Origin of the sequence: Kineococcus xinjiangensis (assembly GCF_002934625.1) — a bacterium.
GTDB classification, from domain to species: domain Bacteria; phylum Actinomycetota; class Actinomycetes; order Actinomycetales; family Kineococcaceae; genus Kineococcus_A; species Kineococcus_A xinjiangensis.
Genome location: NZ_PTJD01000010.1, coordinates 86,348 through 108,134, shown reverse-complemented (window position 1 = coordinate 108,134; position 21,787 = coordinate 86,348). Strand labels below are relative to the sequence as shown.

Annotated in this window: 22 protein-coding genes; 11 read left to right on the top strand and 11 right to left on the bottom strand. The window is 73.0% G+C overall.

Going from position 1 to position 21,787, the window contains the following annotated elements; translation table 11 throughout:
* Positions 1–88: 88 nt before the first annotated feature.
* The 7 genes from CLV92_RS14355 (at position 89) to CLV92_RS14325 (ending at position 7,007) form a co-directional block, all read left to right on the top strand.
* Positions 89–1,381, top strand: coding sequence for an ABC transporter substrate-binding protein (locus tag CLV92_RS14355; protein ID WP_104433738.1), 1,293 nt, complete (start codon positions 89–91; stop codon positions 1,379–1,381).
* Positions 1,378–2,331, top strand: a complete 954-nt coding sequence (locus CLV92_RS14350; protein WP_104433736.1) for a carbohydrate ABC transporter permease — start codon at positions 1,378–1,380, stop codon at positions 2,329–2,331. Before CLV92_RS14355 ends, CLV92_RS14350 begins: the two co-directional genes overlap by 4 nt.
* Positions 2,328–3,245 carry a carbohydrate ABC transporter permease gene (locus CLV92_RS14345; protein ID WP_211291134.1) on the top strand — a complete coding sequence of 306 codons (918 nt, stop codon included), beginning with the start codon at positions 2,328–2,330 and terminating at the stop codon, positions 3,243–3,245. Before CLV92_RS14350 ends, CLV92_RS14345 begins: the two co-directional genes overlap by 4 nt.
* 10 nt (positions 3,246–3,255) lie before the next feature.
* A complete protein-coding gene (locus CLV92_RS14340) occupies positions 3,256–3,876 on the top strand; it encodes a hypothetical protein (protein WP_104433734.1) in 621 nt (206 codons plus the stop codon).
* Between the two features lie 181 nt (positions 3,877–4,057).
* Entirely contained in the window at positions 4,058–4,834 is a 777-nt protein-coding gene (locus CLV92_RS14335; protein WP_104433732.1) for a (Fe-S)-binding protein, read from the top strand.
* Positions 4,831–6,342 (top strand): LutB/LldF family L-lactate oxidation iron-sulfur protein, encoded by a 1,512-nt coding sequence (locus CLV92_RS14330; protein ID WP_104433730.1) that lies wholly within the window; start codon positions 4,831–4,833, stop codon positions 6,340–6,342. The genes CLV92_RS14335 and CLV92_RS14330 overlap by 4 nt, the downstream gene beginning before the upstream one ends.
* On the top strand, positions 6,339–7,007 hold the full coding sequence (locus CLV92_RS14325) for a LutC/YkgG family protein (RefSeq protein ID WP_104433728.1): 669 nt from the start codon (positions 6,339–6,341) through the stop codon (positions 7,005–7,007). Before CLV92_RS14330 ends, CLV92_RS14325 begins: the two co-directional genes overlap by 4 nt.
* A 65-nt stretch (positions 7,008–7,072) precedes the next feature.
* Here the strand turns inward: CLV92_RS14325 and CLV92_RS14320 are convergent, their stop codons facing one another.
* Both CLV92_RS14320 and CLV92_RS14315 read right to left on the bottom strand, forming a co-directional pair.
* Entirely contained in the window at positions 7,073–7,924 is an 852-nt protein-coding gene (locus CLV92_RS14320) for an ABC transporter permease subunit (RefSeq protein WP_104433727.1), read from the bottom strand.
* Positions 7,921–8,916, bottom strand: coding sequence for an ABC transporter ATP-binding protein (locus CLV92_RS14315; RefSeq protein WP_104433725.1), 996 nt, complete (start codon positions 8,914–8,916; stop codon positions 7,921–7,923). The genes CLV92_RS14320 and CLV92_RS14315 overlap by 4 nt, the downstream gene beginning before the upstream one ends.
* A gap of 327 nt (positions 8,917–9,243) precedes the next feature.
* On the opposite strand from CLV92_RS14315, the gene CLV92_RS14310 reads away from it, so the two are divergent.
* Positions 9,244–10,242: an LGFP repeat-containing protein gene (locus tag CLV92_RS14310; RefSeq protein WP_104433723.1), complete on the top strand. Its 999-nt coding sequence runs from the start codon at positions 9,244–9,246 to the stop codon at positions 10,240–10,242.
* Between the two features lie 67 nt (positions 10,243–10,309).
* Here CLV92_RS14310 and CLV92_RS14305 read toward each other — a convergent pair whose 3' ends face one another.
* The 6 genes from CLV92_RS14305 to CLV92_RS14285 form a co-directional block, all read right to left on the bottom strand.
* Entirely contained in the window at positions 10,310–11,017 is a 708-nt protein-coding gene (locus CLV92_RS14305; RefSeq protein WP_104433721.1) for a FadR/GntR family transcriptional regulator, read from the bottom strand.
* A 78-nt stretch (positions 11,018–11,095) separates the two neighbouring features.
* Entirely contained in the window at positions 11,096–11,452 is a 357-nt protein-coding gene (locus CLV92_RS14300; RefSeq protein WP_104433719.1) for a histone-like nucleoid-structuring protein Lsr2, read from the bottom strand.
* 93 nt (positions 11,453–11,545) lie between these two features.
* Positions 11,546–11,707, bottom strand: a complete 162-nt coding sequence (locus CLV92_RS21785) for a hypothetical protein (protein WP_170112760.1) — start codon at positions 11,705–11,707, stop codon at positions 11,546–11,548.
* A gap of 52 nt (positions 11,708–11,759) precedes the next feature.
* Positions 11,760–13,259 carry a lysine--tRNA ligase gene (lysS, locus tag CLV92_RS14295; protein ID WP_342762345.1) on the bottom strand — a complete coding sequence of 500 codons (1,500 nt, stop codon included), beginning with the start codon at positions 13,257–13,259 and terminating at the stop codon, positions 11,760–11,762.
* Positions 13,260–13,496: 237 nt separating this feature from the next.
* Entirely contained in the window at positions 13,497–14,348 is an 852-nt protein-coding gene (panC, locus tag CLV92_RS14290; protein ID WP_104433715.1) for a pantoate--beta-alanine ligase, read from the bottom strand.
* Positions 14,345–15,304, bottom strand: a complete 960-nt coding sequence (locus tag CLV92_RS14285) for a Rossmann-like and DUF2520 domain-containing protein (protein WP_104433713.1) — start codon at positions 15,302–15,304, stop codon at positions 14,345–14,347. Before CLV92_RS14285 ends, panC begins: the two co-directional genes overlap by 4 nt.
* Positions 15,305–15,445: 141 nt before the next feature.
* Between CLV92_RS14285 and CLV92_RS14280 the strand changes: the two genes are divergently transcribed.
* From CLV92_RS14280 to CLV92_RS14270, 3 genes are all read left to right on the top strand, one after another.
* Positions 15,446–15,898 (top strand): helix-turn-helix transcriptional regulator, encoded by a 453-nt coding sequence (locus CLV92_RS14280; RefSeq protein WP_104433711.1) that lies wholly within the window; start codon positions 15,446–15,448, stop codon positions 15,896–15,898.
* A 5-nt stretch (positions 15,899–15,903) separates the two neighbouring features.
* On the top strand, positions 15,904–16,311 hold the full coding sequence (locus CLV92_RS14275; RefSeq protein WP_104433868.1) for a VOC family protein: 408 nt from the start codon (positions 15,904–15,906) through the stop codon (positions 16,309–16,311).
* 117 nt (positions 16,312–16,428) lie between these two features.
* On the top strand, positions 16,429–18,819 hold the full coding sequence (locus CLV92_RS14270; protein WP_104433709.1) for an excinuclease ABC subunit UvrA: 2,391 nt from the start codon (positions 16,429–16,431) through the stop codon (positions 18,817–18,819).
* Between the two features lie 102 nt (positions 18,820–18,921).
* Here CLV92_RS14270 and CLV92_RS14265 read toward each other — a convergent pair whose 3' ends face one another.
* Genes CLV92_RS14265 through CLV92_RS14255 form a run of 3 tightly spaced genes read right to left on the bottom strand, consistent with a single transcriptional unit; the run spans position 18,922 to position 21,775 of the window.
* Positions 18,922–20,211 (bottom strand): NAD(P)H-dependent oxidoreductase, encoded by a 1,290-nt coding sequence (locus tag CLV92_RS14265; RefSeq protein ID WP_104433707.1) that lies wholly within the window; start codon positions 20,209–20,211, stop codon positions 18,922–18,924.
* Entirely contained in the window at positions 20,208–20,753 is a 546-nt protein-coding gene (rfbC, locus tag CLV92_RS14260) for a dTDP-4-dehydrorhamnose 3,5-epimerase (RefSeq protein WP_104433705.1), read from the bottom strand. Before rfbC ends, CLV92_RS14265 begins: the two co-directional genes overlap by 4 nt.
* Complete coding sequence (locus tag CLV92_RS14255; RefSeq protein ID WP_104433704.1) at positions 20,750–21,775, bottom strand: NAD-dependent epimerase/dehydratase family protein; 1,026 nt, start codon at positions 21,773–21,775, stop codon at positions 20,750–20,752. Before CLV92_RS14255 ends, rfbC begins: the two co-directional genes overlap by 4 nt.
* Positions 21,776–21,787 lie beyond the last annotated feature (12 nt).

Below are 21,787 nucleotides of genomic sequence, written 5' to 3'. Positions count from 1 at the left end.
GCCCGCCCTACCGTCCCGGTAAGCGCTTGCCACCAGTACTCGCCAGCACCTGGACGAGTCGCCACCTACGAGCAACGGAGCTCAGACGATGAAGAACCGACCTCTCCTCGCCGCAGCCGCCGCTCTCTGCGCCGTCTCGTTCGGACTCACCGCGTGCGGCGGTGGCGACGACCCCGCCAACGCCAGTGGGGAGGACAAGGCCGCAGCGGGCCCCGTGACCCTGAACTACACGTGGTGGGGCAGCCAGGACCGCGCCGACCGCATGACCAAGGCGATCGCCGAGTTCGAGGCCGCACACCCCGACATCAAGATCAAGCCGAACTTCACCGACTACGAGGGCTACTGGCAGAAGCGGGCCACCGAGGCCGCCGGCGGCGGCCTGCCCGACGTCATGCAGTTCGACTTCTCGTACCTGCGCCAGTACGCCGACCGCGGCGCCCTGCTCGACCTGAAGGAGGTCGAGGACGGCGTGGACCTCAGCGGCATCGACGACTCGCTGCTGCCCGCCGGGGAGATCGACGGCGGCACCTACGGCGTCCCGATCGGCACCAACGCCCTCGCGATGTACTACAACCCGGACCTCGTGACCCAGCTCGGCGTCGAGCCGCCGAAGGAGGGCCTGACCTGGGACGAGTACAACGCCTGGATCAAGGAGGCCAGCGCCAAGGGCGGCGGCAACGTCTGGGGCGCCGGCGACTACACCGGGGTGCTCTGGCTGTTCGACATGAAGCTGCGCCAGGAGGGCAAGAAGCTCCTCGACGAGGACGGCAAGCTCGCCATCGAGAAGTCCGACCTCAAGGAGTGGCTGGCGTCCACCGACGAGCTCCGCCAGTCCGGCGCGATCGTGCCCGCCGACCGCATCACCCAGATCTCGCCCATGAGCGCGATGGGCGCCAAGCTCACCGCCACCGAGATGAGCTGGGACAACTTCCTCGCCGGCTACCTGAAGGACTCCGGCGCCGCCAAGATCGAGATGCTGGCCCCGCCCACCACGGACGGCGAGAAGGGCCTCTTCGTCAAGCCGTCGATGCTCTACGCGATCGGCGCCAACACGGAGCACCCCGAGGCCGCGGCCGAGTTCGTCGACTTCATGACGAACGACCCCGAGGTGGGCGAGATCTTCGGCACCTCCCGCGGCGTCCCCGCGTCCAAGGCCCAGCGCGACGCCGTGGCGGCCGAGGGCCCGGACGCGCAGGTCCTGGAGTACGAGAAGGCCATCGCCGAGGACCTCGACGAGAGCCCCGCGCCGCTGCCCGCCGGCTTCGGCACCCTCGAGAAGGAGCTCCTGCGCCTCAGCGAGGAGATCAACTACGGCCGCATGAGCGTCGACCAGGCCGTCGAGGAGTGGTTCACCGAGGCGGAAGCGGCCCTGGAGCAGTGAGCACCCTCCAGGCCCAGCCGCTCCGGGCTGAGGCCTCCGCCCCCGCGCCCGTCGACTACCGACGGGCGCGGCGGGCGGAGACCCGCTCCGGCTACTTCTTCCTGGCCCCCTGGCTGATCGGGTTCCTCCTCCTGACGGCCGGGCCGATGCTGGCGTCGCTGTACCTCGCGTTCACCGACTACAACCTCTTCAGGGACCCGAAGTGGATCGGCCTGGAGAACTTCGAGAAGCTCTTCAACGACAGCCGCTACCTCCAGTCGGTCAAGGTCACCCTGATCTACGTGCTCGTGGGGACCCCGGTGAAGCTGGCCGCGGCGCTGGCCGTGGCCCTGCTGCTCAACAGCGGCCGGAAGGCGCAGGGGTTCTACCGCTCAGCGTTCTACGCCCCGTCCCTCATCGGGGCGAGCGTCTCCATCGCGATCGTCTGGAAGGCGCTGTTCTCCGACGGCGGCATCGTCGACCTCGGGATGACCGGGATGGGGTTCCAGCCCGGCGGCTGGGTCGGCGACCCGGACAAGACCATGCCGATGATGATCCTGCTGGCGACCTGGCAGTTCGGGGCGCCGATGGTCATCTTCCTGGCCGGCCTCAAGCAGGTGCCGCGCGAGCTGTACGAGGCGGCGTCGGTGGACGGGGCGGGTGCGCTGCGGCGCTTCTGGAGCATCACCGTCCCGATGCTCTCCCCCGTCATCTTCTTCAACCTGCTGCTGGAGACGATCAACGCCTTCCAGGTCTTCGCGTCGGCCTTCATCATCTCCGGCGGCGCCGGCGGGCCGGCCGGCTCGACCCTCTTCTACACGCTGTACCTGTACATCCGCGGTTTCGGTGACGCCCGCATGGGCTACGCCTCCGCGATGGCGTGGGTGCTGGCCGTGGTCATCGGCCTCATCACCTGGGTCATGTTCCGCACCTCCAAGGGCTGGGTGCACTACAGCGGGGAGACCAAGTGAGCACCGCGACCTCGACCGCGACCGCCGCACCCCTCACGGACCAGCGGCGCCCCACCCCGCCGGCTCCTCGTCGCCAGGACGGCGCCCGCGCCCGCTCCCTGATGGTGCACGCCCTGTCCCTCGTCATCCTGGCGGTGGTGCTCTACCCGCTGCTGTGGATGGTGATGTCGTCGCTGAAGCCGACCAACCAGATCATCGGCGACCCGTCCCTGCTGCCGACCGAGGCGAGCCTGGACAACTACCGCACGGCACTGGCCGGCATCGGTGGCATCTCGGCGTGGACGTTCGCGCGGAACTCGCTGTTCCTGGCGGTCGTCTCGGTCATCGGGACGGTGCTGTCCTCGGCGGTGACCGCCTACGCCTTCGCCCGCATCGAGTTCGCGGGCCGGAAGCTGTGGTTCGCGCTGATGATCGGAACGCTCCTGCTGCCGTTCCACGTGCTGATCATCCCGCAGTACATCGTGTTCAACAAGCTCGGGCTGATCAACACGTTCGTGCCCCTGCTCATCGGCAAGTTCCTCGCCGCCGAGGCGTTCTTCATCTTCCTCATGGTGCAGTTCATGCGGAACCTGCCGCGGGAGCTGGACGAGGCGGCGCGCATCGACGGCTGCGGCCACGTCCGCATCTTCATCAGCATCATGCTGCCCCTGATGCGGCCGGCGATCATCACCACGTCGATCTTCGCCTTCATCTGGAGCTGGAACGACTTCCTCGGGCCGCTGCTCTACCTCAACGACCCGGAGAAGTACCCGCTCCCGCTGGCGCTGCGCCTCTTCGTGGACCAGACCAGCGTCTCCGACTACGGCGCGATGATCGCCATGTCGGTGCTGGCCCTGGTGCCGGTCATGCTCTTCTTCTTCCTGTTCCAGCGCTACCTCGTCGACGGGGTCGCCACGCAGGGCCTGAAGGGCTGAGACTCCGACCATGAGCGCTCCGTCGAGCACCCCCTCCCCCGCACCGGCACCGCGCCGCGCCGCCTCGAAGCCCACCTCGTTGCAGAACGGGTTCGAGCTGTTCGCGGAGTGCCTGCTGACCGGCGTGGTGGTGGGGGTGCTCGCGCTGCCGCTCGTGACGGCGCTGCCGGCCGTCGCCGCGGGCACCCGGCACCTGCGCCACCACGTCGCCGGCGAGGCCTCGGGCACGCGCCTGATGCTCCGCGACGCGGTGGCCGCCACGCGCGGGTCCTGGCTCGTCTCGGGAGCGCTCGTGCTGCTGCTGGCGGTGCTCGGCTCGAACGCGCTGCTCGCCTCGACGACGGCGCTGCCCGGCGGCGGGGTCCTGCGGTGGGTGATGGCCGTCCTGGCCGTCGCCGCGGTCGTGGTCGCCCTGCGCGCCGCCGCGGCGTGGGCGCCGGGAGCGTCGTGGCGCCTCCTCGTGGCGCGCGCCGCCCACCGCTCGGCGGCGGATCCGGTCGGCTCGCTGCTGACGGCGCTGGCCGTCGGCTTCGTCGTGCTGATGGCGTGGATGCTGCCGCCGCTCGGGCTGCCCGCGGTGGGCATCGTCGTCCTGGGGCTCGTCGCCGTCGAGGCGCGCGCCCGGACCTGAGCCCCGCCCCCTCTCTCCCGGAAAGGACCCTCTCCGTGGTCCGGAGCAGTCCTCCAGCCACGGAAAGGGTCCTTTCCGTGGCCGGGGAGGCAGGTGCGAGGAAGGGGTGGCGACCACCGCGCCGCTCGGCGCATACTGTGGTCAGACCACACCTCCCGCCCACCGCCGCCGCTGGAGCGCCATGCGCATCGCCCTCTTCGTCACCTGCCTCGCCGACGCCCTCACCCCCGGGCCCGCCAAGGCCACCGTCGCGCTGCTGGAGCGCCTCGGCCACGAGGTGACCTTCCCCGCCGCCCAGACCTGCTGCGGCCAGATGCACACCAACACCGGCTACCTCAAGGACGCCGCACCGGTCGTGCGCCACCACGTCGAGGTGTTCGAGCGGGCGCTGGCCGACGCCGACGCCGTCGTGGCCCCCTCCGGCTCCTGCGTCGGCTCCGTGCGCCACCAGCACGCCATGGTCGCCCGCCGCGCCGGCGACGAGGACCTCGCCCGCCGCGCCGAGGCCGTCGCCGCCCGCACCTACGAGCTGTCCGAGTTCCTCGTCGACGTCCTCGGCGTCACCGACGTCGGCGCCTACTTCCCGCACCGGGTCACCTACCACCCCACCTGCCACTCCCTGCGGATGCTGCGGGTCGGCGACAAGCCCCTGGAACTGCTGCGCAACGTCCGCGGCCTGCGCCTGGAGGAACTCCCCGAGGCCGAGTCCTGCTGCGGCTTCGGCGGCACGTTCGCCCTGAAGAACGCCGACACCTCCACCGCGATGCTGGCCGACAAGCTCAGCAACGTCGCCCGCACCGGCGCGGAGATCTGCGCCGCCTCCGACTCCTCCTGCCTGCTGCACATCGGCGGCGGCCTCTCCCGCATGCGGGTCGGCACCCGCACCGTCCACCTCGCCGAGATCCTCGCCGCCACCGAGGACGGCGCCACCCCGGCCGAGGAGGCCGCAGCCCGATGAGCACGTTCCTCGGAATCCCCCGCCGCGCGGGCGCGACCCCGGAGGCCGGCCCCCTGCGCGGGAGCACCACCTTCCCCAAGGCCGCCCGCACCGCCCTGGCCGACACCCAGCTGCGCGCCAACCTCGGCCACGCCACCCGCACCATCCGCGGCAAGCGCGCCGCCGTCGTCGACGAGGTGCCCGACTGGGAGCAGCTGCGCGACGCCGGCAGCGCCATCAAGGCGGACGTCATGGCGCGGCTGCCCGAACTGCTGGTGCAGCTGGAGGAGAACGTCACCGCACGCGGTGGGACCGTCCACTGGGCGCGAGACGCCGCGGAGGCCAACCGCATCGTCACCGACCTCGTGCGCGCCACCGGCAGCCGCGAGGTCGTCAAGGTGAAGTCGATGGCCACCCAGGAGATCGGCCTCAACGAGCACCTGGAGGCCGAGGGCATCGAGGCGGTCGAGACCGACCTCGCCGAGCTCATCGTCCAGCTCGGCGGCGACCGCCCCAGCCACATCCTCGTCCCCGCCATCCACCGCAACCGCGCCGAGATCCGCGAGATCTTCCGCCGCACCATGCCCGGCATCGACCCCGGCATCACCGACTCCCCGCGGGAACTGGCGATGGCGGCCCGCGCCCACCTGCGGGCGAAGTTCCTCTCCGCCCGCGTCGCCGTCTCCGGCGCCAACTTCGGCGTCGCCGAGACGGGCGCCCTCACCGTCGTGGAGTCCGAGGGCAACGGCCGCATGTGCCTGACGCTGCCGCAGACCCTCATCACCGTCATGGGCATCGAGAAGCTCGTGCCCACCTGGCGGGACCTCGAGGTGTTCCTGCAGCTCCTGCCGCGCTCCTCCACCGGTGAGCGGATGAACCCGTACACCTCCATGTGGACCGGCGTCACCCCCGGCGACGGCCCGCAGGAGTTCCACCTCGTCCTCCTCGACGCCGGCCGCACCCGCGCACTGGCCGACGAGGTGGGCCGCGCCGCCCTGCACTGCATCCGGTGCAGCGCCTGCCTCAACGTCTGCCCCGTCTACGAGCGGGCCGGCGGGCACGCCTACGGCTCCACCTACCCCGGCCCCATCGGCGCCGTGCTCACCCCGCAGCTGACCGGCATGGGCAACCACTCCGACCCCAACGCCTCGCTCCCCTACGCCTCCAGCCTCTGCGGCGCCTGCTTCGACGCCTGCCCCGTCAAGATCGACATCCCGCAGCTCCTCGTCCACCTGCGCGCGCGCGCCGTGGAGACCGAGGCCGCCGACCGCCACGAGCGGCACCTCCCGCCCAGCGCGGAGGCCGCCGCGATGGCCGCCGCCTCGTGGGTGATGAGCGGCGAGAAGCGCTTCGGGCTCGCCGAGCGCGCTCTGGGTGCGGGTCGCCTCCTCGCCGGGAAGGATGGCCGCATCACCAGCGCACCCCCGCCCCTGTCGGGCTGGATGCGCAGCCGTGACGCCCCGGCGCCGCCGAAGGAGACCTTCCGGCAGTGGTGGGCACGCACCCACGAGGAGGAGGACCGCACGTGAGCAGCACCGACCCGCAGGACGCCGGCGGGGGCAGCACCGCCCGCGACGAGGTGCTGGCGACGATCCGCGCCGCCCTGGAGGCCACGAAGGGGCACGAGCCGGGCCAGGCACCCCGGGAGTACCGCAGCACCGGCGAGCACGCCCCCGGCTCCGAGGCGGTCCTGGAGCTGTTCGTCGAGCGCGTGGAGGACTACAAGGCCACGGTCCTGCGCTGCGACCCCGACGCGATCCCCGAGACCGTCAGCGACGTCCTCGCGCAGTGGGGCGCCTCCCACGTCGTGGTGCCCCCCGACTTCGGGGTGGAGTGGCTCTCCAGCGGGCAGGTGCGCATCACCACCGACGACGGCTCCCTGACGCCGGAGGACGTCGACGCCGTGGACGCGGTGCTCACCGGATGCGCCGTGGGCATCGCCGAGACGGGGACGGTCGTCCTCGACGGTTCCGGTGACCAGGGCCGGCGGATGATCTCCCTCGTTCCGGACCGCCACCTCGTCCTCGTCCACGCCGACCAGGTCGTGCAGACGGTGCCCGAGGCCGTCGCCCGGCTCGACGGGACCCGGCCGCTGACGTGGATCAGCGGCCCCAGCGCGACGAGCGACATCGAACTGGACCGCGTGGAGGGCGTGCACGGCCCCCGCACGCTGGCGGTCGTGCTCGTGGGCTGACCCGCCCGAGACGCAGGCGAGGGCCCGCTCCCCCGGGGGAGCGGGCCCTCGTCGTGCGCGGCGCCTCAGACGTCGCGGCGCTTGAGCACCAGGGCGCCGGCGGCGAGGAAGGCGAGCACCCACACCGCGAAGGCGACGGCGCTCGTGGTGACCGACAGGGCCTGCGGTCCCATCGCCTCGGGCGTGGTCAGCGCCGTCATCGTGCTGGCGAAGTTGTAGTCGGTGAGCGCGTCCTTGCCGGGGAAGTCGGGCAGGATCGGCAGCATCAAGATGATCGGCAGCACGAACAGCAGCGCCACCATCGTGCAGATCGCCCCGGCCGTGTTGCGCATGAGGGCGCCGAGCCCCAGCCCGGCGAGGGCGACGCCGACGAGGACGACCACGTTGCCGACGAGCAGCCGCAGGACGTCGGGGTCCCCGATGCCGTCGTCGAGGTCCGTGGCGGACAGCAGCGCCTGGCCGAGGAAGAAGGCCGCGAAGACCGCCGCACCGAGCACCAGGGTGACGGCGAGGGCCAGGACGACGGCCTTGGCGAGGAGGACGGAGACGCGCCCCGGGGCCGCCGTGAACGAGGTGCGGATCATGCCCGTGGAGTACTCGCCGGCGATGACGATCACACCGACCGCCGCGATGACGAGGGTCGCGAACTGCGCGCCGCCCATGGAGACCGTCAGGCCGAAGCCCTCCATGCCCCGGACCTCCGAGGCCTCGCCGCTGGGCATGAAGCTCGCGGTGAGCGCCGCGAACGCCGCCCCGAGCCCGACGGTCACGACAGCGGAGGCGACCATCGTCCAGACGATGGAGCGGACGCTCCAGAACTTGATCCACTCCGAGCGCAGCTGACCCGCGAAGGTCAGGCGGTGCTCCGGCGCGCGGTACTGCGGGCGCTCGGCCTTGCTCAGGGTCGTCGTGCTCATCGGGCCACCTCCTGGGCCACCTTCTGCTGGGCCGTCTCCTGCTGGGGGGAGTTCTGCACCGGCGGCGCCCAGGCTGCGGGCTCCGGCGCGCCGTGCGCCTGGTACTCCACCGAGTCCGCGGTCAGCTCCATGAACGCCTCCTCCAGCGACGCCCGCTGCGGCGTCAGCTCGTGCAGCGCCACGCCCGCGCGCGCCGCCGCGTCGCCGATCTGCTGAGGGCTGAGGCCCTGCACGTCGAACGCCCCGTCGGCGGCCGGCGCGATCCGCCCGCCCCCGGCGGAGACGAGCTCCCGCAACTGCTCCACCTGCGGGGAGCGCACGGTCACCCCGCGCGGGCGGGTGCGGTCGATGAAGGCCTGCACCGGCTCGTCGGCGATGAGGCGGCCACGGCCGATGACCACGAGGTGGTCGGCGGTCAGCGCCATCTCGCTCATGAGGTGGGAGCTGACGAACACCGCACGGCCCTCGGAGGCCAGGTGCTTCATCAGGTTGCGGATCCAGAGGATGCCGTCGGGGTCGAGGCCGTTGACGGGCTCGTCGAACATGACGGTCGAGGGGTCGGCCAGCAGCGCGGAGGCGATGCCCAGGCGCTGCCCCATGCCGAGGGAGAAACCCCCGGCGCGCTTCCTGGCGACCTCCCGCAGGCCCACCATGTCGATGACCTCGCCGACCCGGGAGGCGGGGATGCCGGCGGTGGCGGCGACGGCCTGGAGGTGGCGGAAGGCGGACCGGCCGGTGTGCACGGCCTTGGCGTCCAGCAGGGCGCCGACCGCACCCAGGGGGTTGCGGTGCTGGGCGTAGGGGATGCCGTCCACGAGCACGCGGCCGGCGCTCGGCCGGTCCAGCCCGAGGATCATCCGCATGGTGGTGGACTTGCCGGAGCCGTTGGGGCCCAGGAAGCCGGTGACGATGCCCGGGCGCACGGTGAAGGAGAGGTCGTCGACGGCGACCTTCCTCCCGTACACCTTGCGGAGGCCGACTGCCTCGATCATGTGTCCTCCTCGTGACGACTGCGAGGAGCTTCGCGGGAGGAGGCAGGGGCGGGCATCGGCCGAGGGGTGCCTCGCCCGCCGCCGCAGGACGGAGATCACCGCGACCGACGGTGCGGGGCTGACGACGGAAGGATGACCCGGTGTCGAAGCCGGCGACCGCCGGTCCCGGGTGCGGTAGTGCCCCGCCGCGAGGTCTCCGGAACCCGTGGGGTCCGCGCGCCAACCGATCGTGCCCGCAACGCGTCCTACACGTGGTGGTTCCCCCACACGGCCTACCGCGTGTGCTCAGGGTGCCCCCTTGACCCTTCACCTGGATCGGAGATCCCCGTGCGTCGTCCCCTCCTCGCCCTCGGCGTGCTCTGCGCGGCCCTGGGCCTGCTCGCCACCCCCGCCGCCTCCGCCGGCACCGCCCCGGTTGCTGCGACGCCGGCCACCCCCACCGTCCCCGCCCCGTCCGCCACCGTCGGGGTGGGGGGCGCGATCGGTGAGCACCACCGGATGCTGGGCGGCGCGGACGGTTTCCTCGGCCGCCCGCTGACCGGTGAGATCCGCACCCCGAACGGCCGCGGCGCCTACGTCGTCTTCGAGGGCGGTTCCGTCTACTGGTCGCCGGCCACCGGCGCGCAGGAGGTCCACGGCGCGATCCGCGAGCACTGGGGCCGGCTCGGCTGGGAGAACGGCCCCCTCGGCTTCCCGACCAGCATCGAGTACTCCACCATGCGCTCCGGCGGTGCCTACAGCGCCTTCCAGGGCGGCTCCCTGCACTGGTCCCCCGCCACCGGGGCCCACCTGGTCAAGGGCGCCATCCGCGACGCGTGGGGCAGGAGCGGCTGGGAGACCGGCCCCCTGGGCTTCCCCACCAGCGACGAGTACGACGTCCCCGGCGGCAAGCGCTCCGACTTCCAGCACGGTCACATCACCTGGACCCCCCGCGCCGGCGCCGTGGTGAGCGCCCCCTCCGCCGTCGCCGGCTGCACCACCCGCCCGGTCGGCACCACCCCCGAGCACGCCGTCCACTGCACGCTCCGGGCCTGGGTCGCCGGCCGCCCCGACCTGGTCCGCGCCCACACCGGCCGCGCGGCGGCCAGCATCCTGCTCGACCCCACCCTCTCCCGCATGCGCGCAGGCGTCGTCTCCGCCGAGGGCTGCGCCGCAGCGGAGCCGAGCGAGGCGGCGCCCCTGGTCGCCACCTCCATCGGCGTGGTCTGCACCGTCCGCCTCTCCCACCCCGTCACCGCACCCGCGGAGGAGGGTGGGTGGCTCTACCTCGGCATGGGCCGTGACACCCGCGGTGTCCACGTGGAGAACATCGTCACCGGCGGCTGAGGCGCCGATCCCGCTCACGCCGGGGAGCGGAACAGCACCAGCACACCCGGCCGGGCCCGGCGGAGCACTAGCCGGGGACGACGACCAGGCCGGCCTCGGCGGTGAAGCCCTCGATGTGGGCGCGCACCGCCGAGGCGGCCGGGCCGGCCTCACCGGCGCGCACGGCCCGCACGAGCTCCCGGTGCTCACCGCGCAGGCGCCGCGCCGTTCCCGGCCAGTCCGGCAGGGCGGGCACCGCCGCCATCACGTACCCGTGCACGGCCTCGCGCAGGGCGACCATCACGGCCGTCACGAGGACGTTGCCCGCTGCGGCGGCGAGTGCGACGTGGAACTCCGCGTCGAGGTAGTGGAAGCGCTCCGGAGGGAGTGCCTCGTCGTCCATGGCGACCAGCAGCTCCTCGGCACGCGCCAGGTCCGCCGCGGCGCGCTCGGGGGCCTCCGCCGCCGTCGCGACGGCCCAGGTCTCCAGCAGCACCCGCGCCTCGACGAGGTCGTGGATCGGCAGCGCGCGGGTGCCCAGGTGCAGGCGCAGGGCCGCCGAGAGCGGAGCCGCCGGGTCGCCCACCACCACGGTGCCCGCCTCGGGGCCGGAACCCACGGACGAGCGGACGACGCCCATCGCCTCCAGGACGCGGATGGCCTCCCGCACCGACGCGCGGCTCACCCCGAGCTGCTCGGCGAGCGTCCGCTCCGGCGGCAGTCGCCCACCGATGCGCAACTCCCCGCGGGCCAGGTCCGCCTCGATGCGGCGCAGCACCGCCTCGTGGGTCCGCACGCCCTCACCCTACGCGGCGCCCCCGGACGTGCAGCGGCGGCCGGCCCCCGAGGGGACCGGCCGCCGCGGTGCCTGCGCTCAGCCCTGCGCGTCCTGGTACGCCTTGACGATCTCGGCGGAGATGCGGCCACGGTCGCTCACGGTGTAGCCGTTCTCCCGCGCCCAGGCCCGCACGGCGCCGGTGTCGGGCCCCTCGGAGCCCCCCGAGGAGGTGCGCTGCTTCGGCGGGGCGGCCGCGCGACGGGTGCCCCCGCCGCGCCCCCCCACTCTGCGGGCGTGCCCCACCCACGGCGCGAAGGCGTCGCGCAGCGCGCTGGCGTGCTCCTCGGACAGGTCGATCTCGTAGGTGACGCCGTCGAGGGAGAAGGTGACGGTCTCCGCCGCCTCACCGCCGTCGATGTCGTCCACGAGCAGGACCTGAACCTTCTGCGCCATCGGGCTCTCCATCTCCGCACCAGCGGGCGCAAGACCCGCGAAAAGACCTGTCGACGCAAATGATGGTGATTTCCGCCGGCATTGTCAAAAGTCTCAGCGAGGCGCGTCGCCTTCATCAGGCGAATCGCGTCGCTCTTTCTCCATCCGGGCCAGCGCCGCCCGTTCACGACGATCCCCCTGGATGAAGGCGCGGATCACCACGATGAAGAGGAGCAGGACCCCCACGGGAGGCAGCAGGGCTGAAACGACGTCCACGCTCCCAGCGTACGTCAGCCGCAGCCCGCCGCGGAAAGCCCCGCGGCCCCGGTCAGCGCGGCTTCACCAGCGGGAACAGGATGGTCTCCCGGATCCCGAGGCCGGTCAGCGCCATCAGCAACCGGTCGATGCCCATGCCCATCCCACCGGCGGGGGGCATTCCGTACTCCTGCGCCTGCAGGAAGTCCTCGTCGACGCGCATGGCCTCCTCGTCACCGAGGGCGCCCAGCCGCGCCTGCGCCTCGAAGCGCTCGCGCTGCACCACGGGATCGACCAGCTCGGAATACCCGGTGGCGAGCTCGAAACCGCGGACGTAGAGGTCCCACTTCTCCACGACACCTTCGACGCTGCGGTGCGCGCGGGTCAGCGGCGACGTTTCCACCGGGAAATCCCGCACGAAGGTCGGCGCGTGCAGCGTGTGCGCCACCCGGTTCTCCCACAGTTCCTCGACGAGCTTCCCGTGACCCCACCGGGCCTCGTCCACGGAAATGTCGAGACCTGCGGCGATCCGCCGCAGGTCCGCCACGTCGGTCGCGGGGGTGATCTCCTCCCCCAGCGACTCCGACAGCGACGGATACATCGAGATCTGCGCCCATTCCCCGCCGAGGTCGTACTCCGAGCCGTCGGCGAGGGTCACCACGGCAGAACCGAACGCGCTGCGGGCGGCCTCCTGCACGAGTTCCCGGGTCAGGGTGCCGATGCTGTCGTAGTCGCCGTAGGCCTCGTACGCCTCCAGCATCGCGAACTCCGGGGAGTGCGTGGAATCGGAGCCCTCGTTGCGGAAGTTGCGGTTGATCTCGAAGACCCGCTCGATACCGCCCACGACGCAGCGCTTGAGGAACAGCTCCGGTGCGATCCGCAGGAACAGGTCGATGTCGAAGGCGTTGGAGTGCGTCACGAACGGGCGAGCCGCCGCCCCGCCCGGCTGCGTCTGCAGCATCGGGGTCTCGACCTCGAGGAAGCCCCTCCCGTCCAGCGTGTTCCGCAGGGACCGCACCACCGCCGCGCGCGCCCGGACCGTGCGCCGGGCGTCCTCGCGCACGATGAGGTCCACGTACCGCTGGCGGACGCGGGTCTCCTCCGACATCTCCTTGTGCAGCACCGGCAGCGGGCGCAGCGCCTTCGCCGCCATCGCCCACTCCTCGGCCATCACGGACAGCTCGCCGCGCTTGCTGCAGACCACCCGGCCCCGGACGAAGACGATGTCGCCGAGGTCCGCGTCCGACTTCCAGCGCTCCAGCGCCTCGGCCCCCACCCCGGCCAGCGACACCATCACCTGCAGGCGGGTGCCGTCCCCCTCCTGCAGGGTCGCGAACGCCAGCTTGCCGGTTCCGCGGGCGAACACGACGCGCCCGGCGACGCCGACGACGTCGTCGGTCTCCTCCCCCGCCTGCAGCCGCCCGTCGTACTGCTCGCGCACCGCGGCCAGGGAGTGGGTGCGGCCCACGGCGACGGGGTAGGGCTCCTCGCCGGCGTCCAGCATCCGCTGGCGCTTCTCCCGCCGGACCCTGACCTGCTCGGGCAGGTCCGCACCGGCGTCCTGCTCCGGCAGGTGCTGGTCGGCGTCCGCCCCGTGCGCGGCGGTGGGTTCCTCGCGGTTCTCCTGGCTCACCCGGCAAGGCTATCCGCGTGCGGACGGGGCCCCGTGACGGCGGGCGGTCGGCGTGACAGCAGGCCTGCGGGCAGGACGAGACGCGCCGGGCGGGGCGGGCGTCCGGGCGGCGCGGCGGCCGCTGCCCGCAGGCGGGCTGTCAGCCCACCGACCGCAGGCGGGCGGTCGGCCCGGGGCTCAGGCGCTGCCGATGACGAGCGGCACGTTGTCGATGAGCCGGGTGGAGCCCACCTTCGCCGCCACCGCCAGCAGCGCCTCCCCCCGGTGGTGCTCCGGCACGTCCTCCAGGGTCACCGGGTCCACCAGCACGAGGTAGTCCACCCGGGCGCCCGGTTCCGCCCGCAGCACGTCGCGGGCGGCGCGGCGCACCGCGCTGGGACCTTCGGCGGCCACCTCCGCACCGGCCCGCAGGCTCCTGCTGAGCGCGAGCGCGACCTCCCGGTCGAACGGGGTCAGGTAGGTGTTGCGGCTGGACAGGGCCAGCCCGTCGGCCTCGCGGACGGTGGGCACGGCGACCACCTCGACGGGCAGGTCGAGGTCGCGGACCATCCGGCGCACCAGCAGCAGCTGCTGGGCGTCCTTCTGCCCGAAGTAGGCCTGGTCGGCGCGGGTGAGCTGCAGGAGCTTGCACACGACGGTGAGCACCCCGTCGAAGTGCCCCGGCCGGCTCGCCCCCTCCAGGACCGCACCCAGGTCCCCCGCGGAGACCCGGATGCCCGGCTCGCCGTCGGGGTAGACGACGTCGGGGCCCGGTGCGAAGACGGCGTCCACGCCCTCCTCCCGGCACAGGCGCAGGTCGTCGTCGAGGGTGCGCGGGTAGCGCGCGAGGTCCTCGCCCCGCCCGAACTGCAGCGGGTTCAGGAAGACGGTCACGAGCACGCTGCGGGCGCGCTCGCGCGCCGCCCGCACGAGGCTGGCGTGCCCGCGGTGCAGCGCCCCCATCGTCATGACGACCGCGACCGGTCCCTCCAGCTCGGCCCGCGCCGCGTCCAGCTCGGCCCGCGTGCGCGCCACGACGAGGTCGCTCACCCGCTGCTCCTCTCCCCCGCGCCGGACGGCGCCCCGAGTTCCCGCCGCGCACCCAGCGCGGCCCGGACGGCCGCTGCGGCCGCGGGGGCCAGCCTGCCCGACTCCGCCGCGCGCCCGAGGGCCGCCTCCGCCGCCTGCGCGTAGACGGCGGCCGTGCCGGTGCCGCCCCGCTCGCGCAGGACCGCCAGGTGCCCGGCGACGGTGCCGGCGTCACCGCGCGCCACCGGGCCGGTCAGGGCGGCGTCCCCGCTGGCGAGGGCGTTGTCCAGGGCGGCCTGCAGCAGCGGGCGCAGCACCCGGGCGACGGTCTCGCCGTCCACCTCCCCGTCCGCTCCCGCCAGCGCCGGTCGCAGCGCCTCCGCGGCCTGGGCGACGAGGGTGACGAGGTGGTTCGCCCCGTGGGCCAGCGCCGCGTGGTAGAGCGGGCGCTCCTCCTCCGCGACCACGACGGGGGTGGCCCCGCACTCGTGGACGAGCGCCTGCGCGACGGGCAGCAGGACGGGCGGGGCGGTGACGGCGAAGCACGCCGAGGCCAGCCGGGGCAGGTCCAGGCTGGTGCCGGTGAAGGTCATCGCCGGGTGCAGCGCGAGCGGCAGGGCACCGGCGGCCGCGGCCGGGGCGAGCACGGAGGTCCCGGCGCGGCCGCTGGTGTGCACGACCAGCTGCCCCGCCCGCCAGGCACCGGCGGCCGCGAGGTCGGCCACCACCCGGGCCAGGGCGTCGTCGGGCACCGCGAGCAGCACGAGGTCGGCGCGGGTGGTCTGCTCCGCCGTCACCAGGGGGACGTCGGGCAGGAGGGCCGCGACGCGCTCGGCCGCGGCGGCGCTGCGGGCGTGGACGCCGACGACGCGGTGCCCGGCCCCGCGCAGGGCCGCGCCGAGGACCGGCCCGACCCGTCCGGCGCCGAGGACCGCGACGTCGAGCCGGCCGGCCCGGGCAGGAGGAGGTGTCGCCACGGGCGCAGGCTAGTGCCGCGCCCGCCGCCACCGGTGCGCCCGGCCACCTCCCGCGCCGGCGCGGGAGGTGCGGCTCGGCGGGCCGCACCCGGGCGTCCGGAACCCCACCGCGGCGGGGGACGACGTGGCACGATCGCCCGGGTGAGCAGCCGGACCGGCGCCGCGGAGCAGCACCTGCGCGACCTCGCGCTCCTGCGCCGCGTCCGCGACCGGATCGACCGCGACCACGCCCAGCCGCTGGACGTCGAGGCGCTGGCCCGCGGCGTGAACATGTCCGCCGGGCACCTGAGCCGGCAGTTCCGGCTGGCCTACGGCGAGTCGCCGTACGGCTACCTCATGACGCGGCGCATCGAGCGGGCGATGGCCCTGCTGCGCAGGGGCGACCTCAGCGTGACCGAGGTCTGCTTCGCGGTGGGCTGCTCGTCCCTGGGCACGTTCAGCACCCGGTTCCGGGAACTGGTCGGGGTGCCCCCCAGCACCTACCGCCGCGAGGCCGGGCGCGCCACGGCGGGGATGCCCGCGTGCGTGGCGAAGCAGGTCACCAGACCGGTCAGGAATCGAGAAGCGCGCGCGTCCGGCCCCGACCTAGCGTGATCGGCATGGACATCACCATCCACCACGCCTTCCTCCCGCACGACGACCCCGAGGCCTCGCTGGCCTTCTACCGCGACGTCCTCGGCTTCGAGGTCCGCAACGACGTCGGGTACGACGGGATGCGCTGGATCACCGTCGGCCCCGTCGGGCAGCCCACGTCGATCGTCCTGCACCCGCCTGCCGCGGACCCCGGGGTCACCGACGAGGAGCGCCGGGTCATCACCGAGATGATGGCCAAGGGCACCTACGCCGCCCTCACGCTGGCCGCGAAGGACCTCGACGGCGCCTTCGACCGGCTCCAGGCCGCCGGCGCGGAGGTCGTGCAGGAACCGGCCGAGCAGCCCTACGGCGTGCGCGACTGCGCCGTGCGCGACCCCGCCGGGAACCTGCTGCGCATCAACGAGCTGCGCTGACCCGGCCGGCTGCGCCGCGGGGGTTCCCCGTGTCGCAGGGAGCTGGTTCGCTGACCGGATCGAGCCGGGCGACGACGGAGACCGCGGAGGCGGCCCCGCCTCACGGAGGGGGAGACGATGAGCACGGCAACCAGGACCGACGTGCGACTGCCCGACGGGCACGTCGCCGACAGCCACGACCTGATCCGCGTGCACGGCGCGCGGGAGAACAACCTCCGCGACCTCAGCATCGAGATCCCGAAGCGCCGGCTCACGGTGTTCACCGGCGTCTCCGGCTCGGGGAAGAGCTCGCTGGTGTTCGGCACCATCGCCGCGGAGTCGCAGCGGCTGATCAACGAGACCTACAGCGCGTTCGTGCAGGGGTTCATGCCGACGCTGGCGCGCCCCGAGGTCGACCTGCTCGAGGGGCTGACCACGGCGATCATCGTGAACCAGGAGCGGATGGGGGCCAACCCCCGCTCCACCGTGGGCACCGCCACCGACGCCAGCGCGATGCTGCGCATCCTGTTCAGCCGGCTCGGGGATCCGCACATCGGCTCCCCGCAGGCGTTCTCCTTCAACGTCGCCTCCATCAGCGGGGCGGGCGCGGTCACGCTGGAGCGCGGTGGGGAGACCGTGAAGGAGCGCCGCGACTTCCAGATCACCGGCGGCATGTGCCCGCGCTGCGAGGGCATGGGCCGGGTCACCGACATCGACGTGTCCGCGCTCTACGACGACACCAAGTCGCTCAACGAGGGGCCGTTCACGATCCCCGGCTACAGCGCCGACGGCTGGTACGGCCGCATCTACAGCGGCTGCGGCTTCTTCGACCCGGACAAGCCGATCCGGGACTTCACGAAGAGGGAGCTGCGCGACCTGCTCCACAGGGAACCGACCAAGATCAAGGTCGACGGGATCAACCTGACGTACGAGGGGCTGATCCCCAAGATCCAGAAGTCGTTCCTGTCCAAGGACGTCGACGCGCTGCAACCCCACGTCCGCGCCTTCGTGGAGCGCGCGGTGACGTTCACGACGTGCCCCGACTGCGACGGCACCCGCCTCAGCGAGCTGGCCCGCTCGTCGAAGATCGAGGGCAGGAGCATCGCCGACGTCAGCGCGATGCAGATCAGCGACCTGGCCGACTGGGTGCGCGAGCTGGAGGAACCGTCGGTGGCGCCGCTGCTGACCGGGTTGCAGCACCTCCTCGACTCGTTCACGGAGATCGGCCTGGGCTACCTCTCCCTCGACCGGCCGGCGGGCACCCTCTCGGGCGGCGAGGCGCAGCGCACCAAGATGATCCGCCACCTCGGCTCCTCGCTCACCGACGTCACGTACGTCTTCGACGAGCCCACCACCGGCCTGCACCCCCACGACATCCAGCGGATGAACGCCCTGCTGCTGCGGCTGCGGGACAAGGGAAACACGGTGCTCGTCGTGGAGCACAAGCCGGAGGCCATCGCGATCGCCGACCACGTCGTCGACCTCGGCCCCGGCGCCGGCGCGGCGGGCGGCACCGTCTGCTTCGAGGGCACCGTGGCGGGGCTGCGGGCGGCCGGCACCCTCACCGGCCGCCACCTCGACGACCGCGCCCGCCTGAAGGAGTCGGTGCGCACGCCCACCGGCGCGCTGGAGATCCGCGGTGCCGACGCGCACAACCTGCGCGACGTCGACGTCGACATCCCGCTCGGGGTGCTCTGCGTCGTCACGGGGGTCGCCGGCTCCGGCAAGAGCTCTCTGGTCCACGGGTCGATCCCGTCGGGCGCGGGCGTCGTCTCGGTCGACCAGGGCGCGATCCGCGGCTCGCGCCGGAGCAACCCGGCGACCTACACCGGGCTGCTCGACCCGATCCGCAAGGCGTTCGCGAAGGCCAACGGCGTCAAGCCAGCGCTGTTCAGCGCCAACTCCGAGGGCGCCTGCCCCACCTGCAACGGCGCCGGGGTCCTCTACACCGACCTCGGCATGATGGCCGGCGTCGCCGTCGCCTGCGAGGAGTGCGAGGGCAGGCGGTTCCAGGCGGCGGTGCTGGAGCACCGCCTCGGCGGCAGGAACATCAGCGAGGTGCTCGCCATGTCCGTCACCGAGGCCGGCGAGTTCTTCGGCGCCGGTGAGGCCCGCACCCCCGCCGCCCGCACCGTCCTGGCCCGCCTGGCCGACGTGGGGCTCGGCTACCTCAGCCTCGGCCAGCCGCTCACCACGCTGTCCGGGGGTGAGCGGCAGCGGCTGAAGCTGGCCACGCACATGGGCGCCGACGGCGGCGTCTACGTCCTCGACGAGCCGACCACCGGCCTGCACCTCGCCGACGTGGAGAACCTGCTCGCCCTGCTCGACCGTCTCGTCGACTCCGGCAAGTCGGTCATCGTCGTCGAGCACCACCAGGCGGTCATGGCGCACGCCGACTGGATCGTCGACCTCGGCCCGGGCGCCGGCCACGACGGCGGCCGGGTCGTCTTCGAGGGCACCCCCGCCGACCTCGTCGCCGGCCGCGCCACCCTCACCGGCGAGCACCTCGCGGCCTACGTCGGCGCCTGAGCGGCACCGCGCGGGGCGTGACGCCCCCTCGCCCCCACCGGGAACGGCGGAGGCCGCCGACCCGGTGGGGTCGGCGGCCTCCTCAGCCGGGTGGCGCGGTGCTCAGCCCGCCAGGATGGCGGCCTGCTCCGCGCGCAGGGCGTCGATGAGGCGCCCCTCGGGCAGGGTCACGTCGTCGTAGGTCAGGACCTCGTCCTTGGCCACGTCGCGCTTGAGGACGCAGCCCTCGGCCACGCCCATCGGCAGCAGCCGCTGCTCGGCGGTCACGTCGGCGCGCTCGGCCACCCCGAAGGTGTCGTAGCCGCCGAGGCGGTCGATCTCCTTGCCCGCCTTCAGGTCGGTCTTGGCGGTGGTGACGACCTCGACCGTGACCCGGTCCGACGGCTGGATCGCGGGGTCGCCGAAGAGGACCGCGCGCGCCACCGTCAGGGGCACCTCGAAGTGGCACAGGTGGTACGGCGTGTAGAAGCTGTAGAGCGGTCCCTCGCCCAGCTTGTACAGGTTGAGGTAGTGCTTCTGCTTCGGGTCGTCGTGGGTGCCGAGCACGTAGACGCCGGGGCCGGGCTTGGCGCCGACGACGTAGTCCACGACGCCGCCGAGGGCCTTGAGCTCCTCCACGTCGAACTGCTTCGTCAGCTCGTCGACGTGCCCGCGGTGGTCGGCGCCGCGCATGCCGCGCTTCTCCACGGTCATCCCGGTGGCGTTGGCGACGAGCGCCTGCTCGAAGGAGACCTTGGTGCCGTCGGCGAAGCTGGTGACCATGTAGGGGTCCTGGCCCCACTGCTTCGCGAACCCCTCCTGGGTGGTGGGGTTGCGGTACTCGTCCTGCAGGCCCTTGATGTTGCCGGAGACCAGCGGGGTGAGGCCGATGCTGCGGACGAAGCGGATGAGGTTCATCTGCACGCCCGGCTGGTCGCCGTCGCAGCCGGTGTAGAGGACCCCGGCCTTCTCGGCGCGCTTGCGCAGGGCCAGGCCGGCGGTGCCGTCGACCTCGGCGTTGAGCAGGACGATGTGCTTGCCTGCCTCGATGGCCCGGACGACGACGTGCGCGCCGTACTCGGTGTTGCCGGTGGCCTCGACGACCGCGTCGATCTGCTCGGCGTCGACGACGGCCTCGTAGCTGCCGCTGACGACGGGCCGGCCGGCGGCGATGGCGCGGTCGACGGCGGCGGCGTCGTCGGCCTCCACGACCCCGGTGACGCCCGCCTGCTCGTAGGCGTCGCGGGCCTTGGACACCGTGCGGTTGGCGATGGCGACGAGCTCCATGCCGGGTACGGAGTTCACGACCTGGTTGACGAAGCCGCGCCCCATGAAGCCGGCCCCGACGAGGGCCACCCGGATCGGGCGGCCCTCGGCCTGGCGCTGCTGCAGCGCCCTGTCGACGATGATCACTCGGTGACCGCTCCCTCGGACAGGAGCTTCCAGCTCTCGTCCTTCTCGCTGATGGTGGTGACGGGGACCGCCCAGGGCAGCGCGAGGTCCGGGTCGTCGTAGCGCAGGCCGCGCTCGGTGCCGGGGGTGTAGCTCTGGCTGACCTGGTAGACCACCTCGGCGCCGTCGGTCAGGGTGAGGTACCCGTGCGCGAAGTACGGCGGGACGTAGAGCGCGCGGCGGTTGTCCGCCGTCAGCTCCACCGCGACGTGCTGCAGGCGGGTCGGGGACCCGGGCCGCATGTCGACGATGATGTCCTGGATCGCGCCGCGGGTGCAGCGGACCAGCTTCGCCTCCGGGGCCGGGTCGACCTGGAAGTGCATGCCCCGCAGCGTGCCGGCCTTGTGGTTGAACGAGAGGTTGCACTGCTCGACGGCGGGGATCAGCCCTGCCTGCTCGAACTCCTCGCGGCAGAAGGTGCGGGCGAAGCCGCCGCGGGAGTCCTCCCGGACCTCGAGGTCGACGATCGCGACGCCCTCGATGTGCGTGGTGCTGATCTTCACGCGCCCCTCCAGAACAGGTCCGCGTCCAGCTGCTGGGTGCGGATGAGGTGCTCCAGCTGCTTCAGCCGGGTGTGGCCGCGGCCCGTGAAGGTGGCCTCGTCGAGGTCGATCTTCCGGAAGACCTCCGCGAGCTGCTGAGCGCCCTTGTCGGCGTCCCAGTCGCAGGAGAAGCCCGGCAGCGCCGAGTGGATCTTGTCGAAGTTGACCTTGTAGCTGCGGTTGTCCCCGCCGTTGGCGCCGAAGGTCAGCTCGCAGCCGGGGAACGCGCGCTGCACGGCCTCCGCGATGTCGCGGACGCGGTAGTTCTGCGCGGAGTCGCCGACGTTGAACTTCTCGTTGTGCACGGCCTCGCGGGGGGCCTCGAGCACGTTGACGATGGCCTTGGCGATGTCCAGGCCGTGGACCAGCGGGCGCCACGGGGTGCCGTCGCTCGTCATCGCGATCTTGCCGGTGGTGTAGGCGAGGCCGGCGAGGTTGTTCAGCACGATGTCGAAGCGCTGGCGCGGGGAGGCGCCGTAGGCGGTGGCGTTGCGCAGGTACGTCGGGGAGAACTCGTCGTCCGCCAGCGGGGCGAGGTCGCGCTCGACCATCGCCTTGCACTCGGCGTAGGCGGTCTGCGGGTTGACGGGCGACTCCTCGTCGACCACGCCCTCCGCGACGCCGTAGACGCTGCAGGAGGACATGTAGACGAAGCGCTGCACGCCCGCCCGCTTGGCCATCTCCGCCAGGCGCACGGAGCCCTTGTGGTTGACGACGTAGGTGACGTCGGGGATGAGCTCGCCGAGCGGGTCGTTGGACAGCTCGGCCATGTGCACGATGGCGTCGGCGCCGGCCAGGTCGTGCGGCTCGATGTGGCGGATGTCCTTCGCGAGCGTCTCGACGGAGGCGTCGACGCCGTTGTAGAGCCAGCCGTTCTTGTAGTAGCCGGTGTCGATGCCGAGCACGGAGTGCCCGCGGCGCAGCAGCTCGGGCGCCAGGAGGCAACCCAGGTACCCCTCGGTACCGGTGACGACGATCTTCATGGTGTCCCTCTC